This window comes from Pantoea sp. MHSD4, from assembly GCF_021043305.1.
GTDB classification, from domain to species: domain Bacteria; phylum Pseudomonadota; class Gammaproteobacteria; order Enterobacterales; family Enterobacteriaceae; genus Pantoea; species Pantoea eucalypti.
Window position 1 is genome coordinate 1362199 of record NZ_JAJNDH010000001.1, and the last position, 12360, is coordinate 1374558.

Annotated in this window: 11 protein-coding genes; 3 read left to right on the top strand and 8 right to left on the bottom strand. The window is 55.4% G+C overall.

Annotated elements, in window-relative coordinates; genetic code table 11:
- Positions 1-69: 69 nt before the first annotated feature.
- Positions 70-1626: a putative bifunctional diguanylate cyclase/phosphodiesterase gene (locus LQK91_RS06345; RefSeq protein WP_039660381.1), complete on the bottom strand. Its 1557-nt coding sequence runs from the start codon at positions 1624-1626 to the stop codon at positions 70-72.
- A 902-nt stretch (positions 1627-2528) separates the two neighbouring features.
- Here LQK91_RS06345 and LQK91_RS06350 point away from each other — a divergent pair.
- Entirely contained in the window at positions 2529-3011 is a 483-nt protein-coding gene (locus tag LQK91_RS06350) for a MarR family winged helix-turn-helix transcriptional regulator (RefSeq protein WP_231001597.1), read from the top strand.
- 91 nt (positions 3012-3102) lie between these two features.
- The gene (locus LQK91_RS06355) at positions 3103-3303 is read left to right on the top strand and encodes a hypothetical protein (protein WP_223296454.1); all 201 of its coding nucleotides are present in this window, start codon (positions 3103-3105) and stop codon (positions 3301-3303) included.
- 69 nt (positions 3304-3372) lie between these two features.
- On the opposite strand, the gene LQK91_RS06360 is transcribed toward LQK91_RS06355, so the two are convergent.
- The 7 genes from LQK91_RS06360 to LQK91_RS06390 all read right to left on the bottom strand — a co-directional run bounded on the left by LQK91_RS06360 (position 3373) and on the right by LQK91_RS06390 (position 10998).
- Entirely contained in the window at positions 3373-4806 is a 1434-nt protein-coding gene (locus tag LQK91_RS06360) for a YchO/YchP family invasin (protein ID WP_181405298.1), read from the bottom strand.
- Positions 4807-4980: 174 nt separating this feature from the next.
- Entirely contained in the window at positions 4981-5778 is a 798-nt protein-coding gene (locus tag LQK91_RS06365; protein ID WP_003848368.1) for an SDR family oxidoreductase, read from the bottom strand.
- Positions 5779-5789: 11 nt separating this feature from the next.
- Positions 5790-6857 (bottom strand): ABC transporter permease, encoded by a 1068-nt coding sequence (locus tag LQK91_RS06370; protein ID WP_105099241.1) that lies wholly within the window; start codon positions 6855-6857, stop codon positions 5790-5792.
- A gap of 152 nt (positions 6858-7009) precedes the next feature.
- Positions 7010-8542 carry a sugar ABC transporter ATP-binding protein gene (locus LQK91_RS06375; protein ID WP_003848372.1) on the bottom strand — a complete coding sequence of 511 codons (1533 nt, stop codon included), beginning with the start codon at positions 8540-8542 and terminating at the stop codon, positions 7010-7012.
- Positions 8543-8552: 10 nt separating this feature from the next.
- Positions 8553-9164, bottom strand: coding sequence for a DUF2291 family protein (locus LQK91_RS06380; protein WP_003848375.1), 612 nt, complete (start codon positions 9162-9164; stop codon positions 8553-8555).
- A 45-nt stretch (positions 9165-9209) separates the two neighbouring features.
- The gene (locus LQK91_RS06385; RefSeq protein ID WP_003848377.1) at positions 9210-10145 is read right to left on the bottom strand and encodes a D-ribose ABC transporter substrate-binding protein; all 936 of its coding nucleotides are present in this window, start codon (positions 10143-10145) and stop codon (positions 9210-9212) included.
- Between the two features lie 55 nt (positions 10146-10200).
- The gene (locus LQK91_RS06390) at positions 10201-10998 is read right to left on the bottom strand and encodes a GolD/DthD family dehydrogenase (RefSeq protein ID WP_003848378.1); all 798 of its coding nucleotides are present in this window, start codon (positions 10996-10998) and stop codon (positions 10201-10203) included.
- 352 nt (positions 10999-11350) lie between these two features.
- On the opposite strand from LQK91_RS06390, the gene LQK91_RS06395 reads away from it, so the two are divergent.
- Positions 11351-12163, top strand: a complete 813-nt coding sequence (locus LQK91_RS06395) for a DeoR/GlpR family DNA-binding transcription regulator (protein ID WP_039660387.1) — start codon at positions 11351-11353, stop codon at positions 12161-12163.
- Positions 12164-12360 lie beyond the last annotated feature (197 nt).

The window sequence follows — 12360 nt, forward strand, 5'->3', positions numbered from 1 at the left end:
ATGGGCCTGGCACTTCACGCCAGGCCCGTTTATTGTCTCACGCCACACTTCAGACAACGTCACGCGGCGTTAACCCAGTGCCCTGACTAAGCTGACGGCTACCGTCGCTTCCTGCATCAGTTCTTCCACATTGGCAGACGCCAGCAGCGTGGTTGCCTGTCCGGCAGGCACCGGACGACTGAAAAGATAGCCCTGACCGTAATCACAGCCGCGTTTTCTCAGCCATCTCAGCGTGGCGACATCTTCTATCCCCTCTGCCGTGATCACCACATTCAACCCCTGACAGAGCGCCAGTAGCGTTTCAACGACTTTCCGCTGCTCCGATCCGGTCACGATGCCGGCGATAAATGACTGATCAATTTTGATTTTGGTAATACCCAGCCCCAGCAATACCGACAGGTTGGAATAGCCGGTGCCAAAATCATCCAGTACCACGCCGATACCTGTCTCTTTCAGCTGACGAATCGCCTCGCGGGCATCATCGGAAATGGCCATAACATTTTGTTCGGTGATTTCGAGTTCCAGCATTACCGGTCCGGCATGCTGCATAATGCGAGACAGACAGCTGGTGAGTGACGGTCTCAGCAGCTGTTCCGGAGTGATGTTTAGCGACAGGCAGAGCCCGGCGGGCCATGCACGGGTGGCACTGACCGCATCCTGCAGAAGCGCCACGGTCATACTGTCCATAAGCCCCAGTCGCTCCACCACCGGCAGAAACTCTGCGGGTGAAACCGTCTGGCCTGACGCAGTGATCCAGCGTGCCAGTATCTCAAAACCGGTAATGTTTCCGGTGCGCAAAGAGACCAGCGGCTGGAGAAAGGGAACGATGGCGTGACCGCTGACGGCGGCCACCACCTCCTGCTCCAGCCATTCACGCTGGCGAAAGCGCAGCTCCATGTCCGGGGAGAATCGTGCCAGATGAGAGCACTTATCCTGCTTCGCTTCATATAACGCCAGGTCGGCCGCCCGCATGACATCAGCCTGCCCCGTACAGGCGGAACTTGCAATGCCTGCTGAGAGGCTCAGAAAGGTGTGCGGCCCTGTCCGTATCGATGCTGCCTGTTCGCATAAACTTTCGGCGAAAGTCTGCGCCTGCTCAGCCTGTGAATCTTCGGCAACAATGGCGAATTCATCCCCGCCCACACGAAACACCTTGCTCGTGCTGCCTGCCGAAGCGGTCAGCAGATCAGCCAGTGCGATCAGGGTCGCGTCACCCTGACGATGGCCATTCAGATCATTGATACTCTTGAAGTGATTAACGTTCAGCAGAGTCAGAGTGTAGGCCGCGCCGCATGCTTTAAGCGAAGCAATGTGTGCATTGAAGGATCGGCGGTTCATAACACCGGTCAGCTCATCGGTTCCGGCTAGCCTGAGTGCGTTTTTTTCCGCCCTTCGGGTTTTGCGAATCAGCCCCGCGATAAGCAGCGCAGGAACAACCATCGCCAGCCCGGCAAACGAGGAGGAGGTGAGAATAAACCGCAATCGCTCGCTGATTTCAAAACTTGTATCGTAGCCCAGGCCTAGCAGGCGGCAAATCCGCGCTTCAAGCCCAAACTCCCACAGTGTGGAGAGTAAAATAATGGTCGCAATATTCAGCATTGCGAGCCAGAAAAGTTTCAGGCGCATGCGTTAGTTCCCGGTGATGGCAAGTTTCAGAGTTTTGTTTTAATGATCAGTAAAAAAACCGGGGCGTACTTCTCATACCCTGTCAGTTAAGCCGTCTGCAATAAGCCCGCCTCCGCTATGTCTGGACATAGCATTCGCCCGTTCTCAGCCTTACGGCAGCAAGACAAACGATCGGCGGAGCCCCGAACATGTCGGTTCCGTCATCAATCCCGCTGAGTGTTCTATCGGCAGCGCGGGCAAAATTAACAGGCCAGTCCAGTTAAATTTGTGAACACGCATGGTTCTAACCGCTTAAGCAGCGTGAACAGCCTGCGGGTATTCTGAGGAAAGCAAGCCCTGGCATCAGACGATAAAAACAGGTTTATCAATCTATTGGCCTCTTATTTCTATCCACGCTATTACAACAGGGTGAACGCATGAGACAGAGGGACGGAAAACCTCTCATTTCTCTGGACACTCGTGCGCAGTGGTCCTTAACGGAAATAATAAAATCGCCAGCAGCTGGACGCCGCGCCCTGACGCGTTAAAAGCACACCCGATTCCCGGAAAGGCTGACACCGAAGGTCGATTACACAAGCAATGTGCTCCTGTCAGCCCGCCAAAGTGCTTAAATTTTGCAGTCGATTTACTCTGTATTACATCAATAAGCGCGAGGTAAGCCGGAAGGTACATCCGGTTATATTGACTTCAATTTAGTTTGACTCAATACTGTGCTTTCTTTCAGTCAGACGTGCACTGTAGCCTGCTCCCTCCGTCGCGATAGCGCCTGAACATCTGATGTCTGACACCAGGAAAGAGAGGCTGCAACAAGCCATTTCTCCTGAGACACTTAGCGAGAATTCAAGGCTGGCAAACTGCCCGTCATCGGGCTTTATCTCCCCCGACTCAGAATGAGTAAAAGTATGAATGACGAAATCGCGGGGAACTCTGAAACGCCTCCCGCCAGCGCAGCGCCTGAAACCATTGATCAGTTTCTCTGCTTTGCGCTCTATTCCGCCTCACTTGCCATGACAAAGCTCTATCAATCCCGGCTAAAACCGCTGGGACTCACTTATCCGCAATATCTTGTGCTGCTGGTGTTGTGGGAAAAAGATGGCCTGACCGTCTCTGAGATTGGTGCCCGCGTTCGGCTCGATTCCGGCACGCTTAGCCAGCTTCTGAAGCGGCTGGAAGGTGCGGGCATCCTCTGCCGCCAGCGTGACACCGGTAACGATGAGCGCCGGGTGTTCATCTTTCTGACAGAACAGGGCCACCAGCTTAAAATCGACGCGGCTGGCGTCCCGGCGGATATGGTGTCGGTAATGGATACTGACTGTAGTGAGCTCGGCCTGCTGACAACCCAGGTCGCCATGCTGCGCGAAAAATTGCTCAGGGCTCTGCCATGAAAGGTGCTTTTGATAAACGAATGAACATGTTAAATAATCAGCGTATTTCGTTATGCGCAATTCAGCCAACCAGTTACCGCTGGAGTTTCTTTTGAGTAGCGATAAACCGGGGGATATGGATGATGTCCATGCCGTTGTCGGCCATGCTGTATCAAGCCTGCTGAAGTCAGGCCAGACTGCGGGTGTACTGGAAATCATCGCATTTCTTCAATCTCAACAGGCGCGATCGTTCAATGGCCAGAGAGAAATTTACGCCAAAGCCGTTCGCGTTGTGACAAAACTGGTTAACTGATCATCAGATCACTCTGCCTGACGGCGTTCCAGACCGCCCTCCTTCCTCTCTTTTAGCAGAACTTACCCGCTAAAGTGCTGCACCAGCAGGCGCCATCAAATCATAGCGATCGTTCTGCGGAGCCGTGTCCAGGCCCATGGGCGGCTCAACTTTTAAGGTAATCCAGTTAGAGGTCACACGCTGCTGCTTGCTGTCCTCAAGGGTTACCGACAGGCGGTATTCATTGCTGGCCTCTGGTGAGGGATCCCATTGCGGTAAGATGACACTCCAGCCCTGCGGATCGGCATTATTGGCCGGTGGCGTCAGGCTCAGCGCCTGCGTATCACCCTGCCAGCTTACCGCCCTGATGTCATTGCTGGCCCGCACCTGCAGCTTCAGCGGCAGACTCTCGCCACTGCTCAGTTGCCACGGCGGCGTTGCCAGAAATACAGAGAGCGTTTTGCGCTGACGGAATGAGAGCACCGGCGTATCACTGCGGGTTACGGTATCATAACGGCTGCCGCGCAGGGAGCGCGCCTCTGCGACATTACCGGCATCAAGCTGACGGCTCAGCGCCACGCCGAAGCGATAATTGAGTTTAAGCCCCAGCTGATCCTGGCTTTCACCAGCGCTACTGGCTTTGTGAGTGGCTGAAAAGGTGACCAGCGGCACCGGCGTGTAGGAGAGGCCAAACGACATGGCGGAGGGGTTGTGATAACGGTTGCCGCTATTAAACAGATCGACATTCTCACCCAGATATTGCTGATAGCTCACCGAGACACCCAGCTGGCGATAAAAAGGCAGATAGCTCTGGCTGGTGATGTCATAGCCGCGCGCCATGCGCTGCTGCTGTGAATCATTCAGGTTTTTCCAGCCGGAAAGCGGCTGATAGTAGTTGGCAGAAAAGCGCATCGAATCGCTCCACGCCTCTGTGCCCACCGATGCACGTTGCAGGCCGCTGCTGAAGGTGCGATCAATAAAACCGTTATAGCCCAGCAGCCAGTCACCCGCGTCCCAGCGTTGTCCCAGCCCCGCGTTGCCAACCAGACCATCATCGGTATCGTGCAGGCCAAGCTGGCTGAAGGTGAGCAGGCTGTTCTCATCGGACAGGGCGCTAAAGAGATCGCCACCGGTGCCCGCGAAGTTCCCGTTCATATCGACTTTCAGGTCCAGCTGCGCGTTGCCGTATGGGGAAAGCAGTGACTGCCCTTCGCTCTCAACCCGGCCCGCCACTTCATCCCGCAGATGATTGAACGCCCAGACACCCGCCTGTTGACCAAACGTGACATTGCTGTCGCTGTTGTTACTGGCTTCACCGATACTTTTGGCCACGGCCGCCAGCTTTTTGCTCCACTCTTCATCCTGATCGCTGGCACCGCCCAGCGTCGGCAGCGATTCACTGTAGCGCGCCGGATCATCGAAGGGCGTTTCGGACACCGCTGTTTCAGTCTGGAATGCGCGGGCACTCTGCGTCGCAGTCAGCGACAGCGCAATCAAAGAGAGAACTCCTGTTTTCCGTATCATGTCACCCGGCACATTGATCAGTTCGTTGCTGTGATTAAAGACAAATCATTAGCACTTACCTTAACATATTGTGACGGTGATGCAGGACAGCAGCGGCAAATTGTGCATATAACAGAAAAATCCGCACTCAATAAGGCCTGCATTTAACGCAGGCCCAACGCAGAAAAGCCTCTGTCAGGAGAAGATTAACCCGCCATCCACGTTAATGGTCTGCCCGGTGATATAGCGCGCATCGTCCGAGGCAAGAAAGGCCACCAGTCCCGCCACGTCTTCCGGCTGACCGGCGCGCTTCAGTGGAATGTTTTTCACCCACTCCGCCATCAGCTCACCTTTGCCGTAGGTTTTCTCCTCGCTGCTGAGGATCTCACCCCAGACACGATCGTTGTAATCCCACATCTCACTTTCGATGATGCCGGGACAGAAAGCGTTGACAGTGATATTCCACGGCGCCAGCTCCAGCGCCAGACTCTGGGTGATGCCAATCACGCCCATTTTGCTGGCGGCATAGTGCGGCGTATAGATAAAGCCCTGGCGTCCCTGCCCCGATGACGTGTTGATCAGGCTGCCGCTGCGCTGCTGCACCATATATTTTGCCGCTTCACGACAACAGAGCCAGACGCCGGTGGTATTCACCGCCAGAATCCGTTCAAAGTCGCTCTTCGGCATGGTGTCAAAGCGGTCGATGGTGATCACACCCGCATTCTGTATTGAGACGTCAATCTGACCAAAGCGCTCAGATGCCTGCTGATAGAGCTGCTGCACCGCCGCTTCATCCGTGACATCGACCTGCAGCGCCAGAATCTCACTGCCATATTGCTGCTGAATCTGGTCGGCGGTCGTGAAGACCCGGTCAGCATTTGACACCATCACCAGCCTGGCCCCGTCGCGGGCGAAACGCGCCGCAATCCCGGCACCAATGCCGCGACAGGCACCGGTAATCACCACTGTTTTTCCACGTTGTTCGCGGCTCATAATTGCTCCTGTTATGTGTGACGGACATCAGTGAGAGGCGCTGCCTGCTGCTTTTTTTCATGGCGACGCAGCAGCACCACTTTGCTTTGCAGACGTTGCTGGAACTGGTCGATCACCACCGCAGTCACAATCACCAGGCCTTTAATGACCATCTGCCAGAAATCGCTGACGCCCATCATCACCATGCCATCCGCCAGAAAGACGATAACGAACGCGCCAATAATCGAGCCGGAAACCCGCCCACGGCCGCCTGCCAGCGCTGTGCCGCCCAGCACCGTGGCACCAATGGCGTCCATCTCAAACATATTGCCGGTCATCGGATGTGCGGTCTGTAATTGCGAGGCGACCACCAGCCCGACCAGACCGGCACAAAGGCCAGAAAAGGCGTAGACAAAGACTTTTACTTTGATAATCGGTACGCCCGCCAGACGTGCGGCGGACTCATTGCCGCCGATGGCATAGATATAACGACCCAGCGGGGTTTTGCGCGTCAGGTAGAGGCCGAGCAGTAAAAAGCCGAGCATCAGCCAGATCGGCAGATAAACACCCAGTACAGTGCCGGAGCCAAGCAGCGCAAAACCGGTGTTGCCCAGTGCGGGCAGCCCTACCAGGTTGGCGTAGGTGCCGCCGTCGTTGAAAAGCAACGCCGCACCGCGCGCCACATACATCATTCCCAGGGTGCAGATAAAGGGCGCCACGCCCAGACGGGTGATCACCGCGCCATTAATCAGCCCCACCAGCACGCCAAAGATGGCCACCACCAGAATCACTTCAGGCACGTTGAGAAATAGCGTATTGCCGCCCCACAACGGAATGCCATTGGTCAGCAGCGCACCCGCCACCATGCCGCAAATCCCCGCGACCGCGCCCACCGAAAGGTCGATACCGCCGGTGAGGATCACCAGCGTCATACCAATCGCCAGCAGTCCGGTAATCGCCACGTGCTGCGTCATGATCAGCAGGTTGGAGGGCGTCAGAAAGTTTGGCACCATCACGCTGAAAAAGCCGACCACTATCAGCAATGCAATAAAAGTGCGCGCTTTAAGCAAATACATATAAAGCAGATATTTTTGGTTCATGACATTCTCCGGCCAGCTTAGAGCCTGTTCCAGTACGCGTAATCGTTGCAGGCAGTCGGGACAGGGACAGCGCATAACAACCGAAACGTACACGCAGTACGTGAGGATGGTGAGCACTGCCCCGCTTCAGACTGACAAATAAAATAAGGCGCTTAATCCTGCGGGGTTGATGCCGCGATCAGATGTTCCCGCGTCGCCGCTGCGCGCGGCAGATCGGCCGTGATCCTGCCATCGGCCATCACTAAAATGCGGTCTGCCAGCGCCATGACCTCATCCAGTTCGGACGATGAAAACATCACGGCCAGCCCCTGCTGCGCCAGGTTGCCAATCAGGTGATAGACGTCGGTTTTAGCGCCCACATCAATGCCGCGCGTTGGCTCATCGAGTAACACCACCTGCGGTCCGGTCATCAGCGCTTTCCCCAGCACCACCTTCTGCTGATTACCGCCGCTCAGCGCCGTCACCGGCAGATCAGGATCGCTGACCTTGATCGCCAGATGGCCGATCATTTCATTCACCCGCTGATGCTCCCGGCCCGGATTCAGTAGCCCCAGCGCCCGGCGAAAACCGCGCAGACTGAAGTCAGAAAGCGTCATGTTGGCCGTCACCGACATCAGTTCAATGACCCCTTCGCCCTTGCGATCTTCAGGCACCAGCGCGATGCCGCTTTTCAGCCGCTGCTGGAAACTGCGTTTCGCCAGATCTTTACCGGCCAGCCGAACCCGGCCCGACTGACAGGACATCAGGCCAATCAGCCCCTTGAACAACTCAGTACGTCCGGCCCCCAGCAGTCCATAAATGCCAATCACCTCACCTTTGCGCAGGGTAAAACTGACCTCATTCAGCTTGTAGCCGCCGTTCTGATGCAGCGCGGTCAGTCCCTCGACCTCCAGCACCGTTTCCCCTTGTGGCGCAGGCTGATAGTCGAACTGTTTTTTCTTATCACCCACCATCTGAGCGATGATCCAGGGCACGCTGGCGTCGCGCACCTCACGCTCACTGATGAAGCGGCCATCGCGGAAAATGGTGATGTGGTCGCCAATCTCCATCAGCTCTTCCAGCCGGTGAGAGATGTAGATGATGGTGACGCCGCGCCGCTTCAGCTGGTCGATGACGCTGAACAGCACTTTGACTTCCGACTGGCTCAGGGCGCTGGTCGGCTCATCCATGATCAACACCCGGGTATCCTTCGACAGCGCGCGGGCGATCTCTACCAGCTGCTGATGACCAATGCCCAGCTCGCCCAGCGGCGCGTAGGGATCGACATCCAGTTGCAGCCGGTCAAGCAGCGACTTCGCCAGCGCGTATTGATACTTTTCATTGATTACACCGCGCTGGAAAAACTCATTGGCGATAAAAATGTTGTCCATTACGTTCATGTTCGGAAACAGGTTTAGCTCCTGAAAAATGATGCTGATACCCTGTTTTTCCGCCTGATGTGTGGAATTGAGTGAAACCACTTTGCCATCCAGCAAAATCTCACCCGACGACGGTGTTTCCACTCCCGCCAGCATCTTCATCATGGTGGACTTACCGGCCCCGTTCTCACCAATCAGGACATTCACTTTGTTGCGGTAAACCCGATAGCTGACCTGATCGAGCGCAGTCACACCGGGATAGAGGCGCGACACATTGCGCGTTTCGATAATCACGTCGCCGGACGGTTGCGGTTGAGGGTTTTGCATCTGCCGCTCCTTATTGCCGGGTAATCGCAGCCGGGGTGATATCCGGCAACTGCTGCGGAATATCCCAGCTACTGAACACACCGGAAACACTCACTTTATCGCCCACTTTCGGCGCGAACTGCTGCATCAGGGTGGAAGCGTGCTGGTTGATCGCCTTACCGTAGTCACCAAACAGCACCTGGTCATTAAAGTCCTGATAGCTCGCACCTTTATAGGCATCGCGCAACGCGGTCCCGCGAATAATCGGCCCGGTCTGAATAGTGACACTGTCACCTGATTCGTCTTTCACCGTCATTTTTCCGCTGCGCGACGTTGTGTTTACCGCGGTCACCTCACCGCGAACCGAGACGCTAAAGACACAGGGATTCTCAGCCTGACTGCGATAGCCATAAGTCTGACAGGCGCTGTCAAAGTCTTTGGCAGACTGCAGCGACTTCATCAGCGTCGCCAGCGGTTTCGCCTCTGCCTGGACCTGCGGCACCAGTTTTTGCTGCCACAGCTGGTCGATGTTAGCCATTTTTGGATTGGGTGGATTTTTCAGGTCAGCCAGCTCCTGCTGCGACACAATTTTGCAGCCGCTTAACAGTAAGACCACCAGCGTCAGCCAGACTCTTCGGGACATCTTCTTCTCCCTGGCGCCCGCTAATGCAGGCGCGGCAGCGTTTAGTTACGACTTGTAGTTGAAGTCCTGGACGTTTTTGGCATTTTCCGGGGTAATCAGAATGCCGCGGAACATCACACGCTGTTTTTCCGGCTTCACGCCCTTCTGAATGAAATTATCGAGATCGGTGACACCTTCGGCGGCAATCGCCTGGGCCTGCAACATCACGGTGGCTTTCAGCGTGCCCGCTTTCACTGCATCGCGTTCATCGTTACTGCCATCAATGCCCACCACAATCACATCGTTGCGACCGGCCGCCTTGAGCGCAGCGATCGCGCCCAGCGCAACCGGCCCGTTGCCGCAGATCACCCCTTTTACATCCGGATGCGCCTGCAGAATACTGTCCATAATGCGCTTACCGTCGATCAGCGTGCCCTTCGCATCCTGACGCGCTACGCTCTGCATATCAGGATATTGATCCAGTACCTGATGAAACGATTTTGAGCGGGTGACGCAGTTATTGTCGGCCAGGTTGCAGGCCAGCTCGGCGTATTTGCCCTTTTCGCCCATCTTCTCAACAAAGACGTTGGCCACATCGGAACCTGCCTGGAAGTTATTGTGGGTAATCTGCGCCAGTGCCACGTCATCGACCGGGATTTCACGGTTGATTAAAACCACCGGAATGCCGGCATCTTTGGCCTTTTTAATTGCCGCCACGCTGGCGGTGGAGTCGGCGTTATCCAGTACGATACCCTGCACTTTCTTACCGATAGCGGCATCAATCAGTTCGCTCTGCTTCTTCACATCTTCGCCATGCGACAGCACCGTGGTCTTGTAACCCAGTTCCTGCGCTTTGAGATTGGCGCCTTTGGCTTCGGAGGCGTAGTAGGGATTATCGAGTGAGTTAACCAGAATCATAATGGTGCCTTTTTCGGCGGCAAACGCCGCCTGCGAAACCAGACAGGCAGCCACGGCAGTGCAAAGCAGGGTACGTTTTTTCATGATGTTCTCTCTTATCGTTATGGCAGGGTATGAAGTCCCGGGTGTTGGGCTGGCATTACCAGATAGTGAATCCACCATCGATCATTAAATCGGCACCGGTAATCATGTCGCTGCCGTTACTGGCGAAGAACAGAACGGCGGCGGCAATTTCATCGGTATAGGCAAAGCGGCCCAGCGGAATCAGTTTTTTCATCTGTTCGCCCTTTTCGCCGCGCCAGGCTTTCTCGCCCATAGGCGTCAGCACCACGGTGGGCGACAGGGTGTTCACGTTGATGCGATGCGGCGCAAACTCTTTGGCCATCACTTTGGTCATGCCCAGCAGACCTGCTTTGGCGGAGGTGTAGGCGACATGGTTATCGATAGCGATGGACGCCGCCTGAGAGGCGATATTAATAATTTTGCCGCCCGCACCGGCACGGATCATCAGCTTTGCAGCTGCCTGCGAGCAGAGAAAAGGCCCGGTAAGATTCACCGCGATCTGCTTCTGCCACTCGGCAAAATCGGTTTCAATCACGGGTTGCAGCATCACGTAGCCCGCGCAGTTCACCAGGATATCGATGCGGCCATAATGTGAAACGACCGCGTCAAACGCCTCTTCCACCGATGCGGGATCGGTGACATCACAGCAGACAAACTGCACCCGATCGGCCGCAAACTCCGCCTGCAGACTGGCAACCTTCTCCGCTTCAAACGGCGGATAGAGCAGAGCCAGACGCGCACCCTTCTCCAGCAACATGCCATTCGTCGCCATGGCGATACCGCCCAGACCACCGGTCACCACCGCCACTTTGTCAGCCAGATTCATTGCGGTATCTACGCCGTAGCGCAGGTTTACGTCATATTCGCCACTCATCCCACTCTTCCCCTCAGATTTTTGCTGATGCGGTTGATTCATTCATTTTCGAACAAAAATATATGCTATCGAAAAGAAATGATGTGTGGAGCAGATCAAATTTCGACCATCTGCCTCTCAAAGCCGCTTATCTGATTGAAAAGACGTGATCTGGCTTCCAGTCCCGAAATAAAGCCGCACTGCTGCAATCGGGAAAGCCTGAGAGATTCAATAACATGCGGATTGCTAATTTTCGTTCGAAAACCAATGGCCTATCTGGCTATCTCGCATTCATAAAAATGGCGCGTTAAACTCAGCCACAGAGACCTTGTTTGCCCGACCTCTCAGGTTATTGGAAAAGGGAGCATTTCGATTGAAAAGCAAAAGTGAGCAGTTCGCTGACATGCAGCAACGCCGCGAGAAAATTCTGGAGATGATCCGTGAGGATGGCACGGTCACGGTCAAAGCACTGACGGAGACCTTTGGCCTGACCGAAGCCACATTACGCAGCGACCTGCGCATGCTGCAGAAACAGGGCTTTGTGCAGCGCTACCACGGTGGCGCAACGCTGATGACGGGCAAGCAGAATACCGGGGCGATGCTGCTGGAGCGGCAGACCCATCTGGAAGAGAAAGAGGCAATTGGCCGGCTGGCGGCGCAGCATATCGAAAATGGCGACACGGTGATTTTCGATTCCGGTACCACGACCACCGCGATTACTGACGCCATCAGCCACATCCGCCGTCTGTCAGTGGTGACCACGGCAGTCAATATCGCCCTGAAACTGGGTGGCGAGCCGGGGATCAATATCCTGCTGACCGGCGGCACCTTTAAATTTCCGACGCTCTCCACCTCAGGCGAGAAAGCGGCCAGCTTTTTTGAAAACGTGCTGGCTGAAAAACTCTTCCTGGCGACCGCCTGCATCTCGCCGCGTCTGGGCCTGAGTTTCCCCAGTGAAACGGATATCAAAGTAAAACTGGCGATGATCAAATCCGCCAGCACAGTGTATGTGGTGGCCGACTCCAGTAAAATCGACAAGGTATCCATGTTCGCGCTCCCCTGTGACTGGAGCAACATCCACTACCTGATCACCGACAGCGGCATCAGCCCCGCGCAGGTCAAAGCGTTTGAAGCTCTGGGCGTAAAAGTGCTGGTGGCCCCACTGCCGCTGAAGCGGGCGATGTGATTTAAAATTCGTACCCCGCTAAAGTGAGTGATTCCAGAGCGGTGAGAAACGAAAATGTGAGGCACAGGAAAGCGTGGAAATTTCAGTCAGCCACTAAAACCCCGCACCATCGCCAGCAGTGCAGGTAAGGCCTGCCTGAAAAGCAAAGTGTGCAAGCCAGGGAGGGCGAGCCCAATCCGCAGGGATGCGGGATCCCT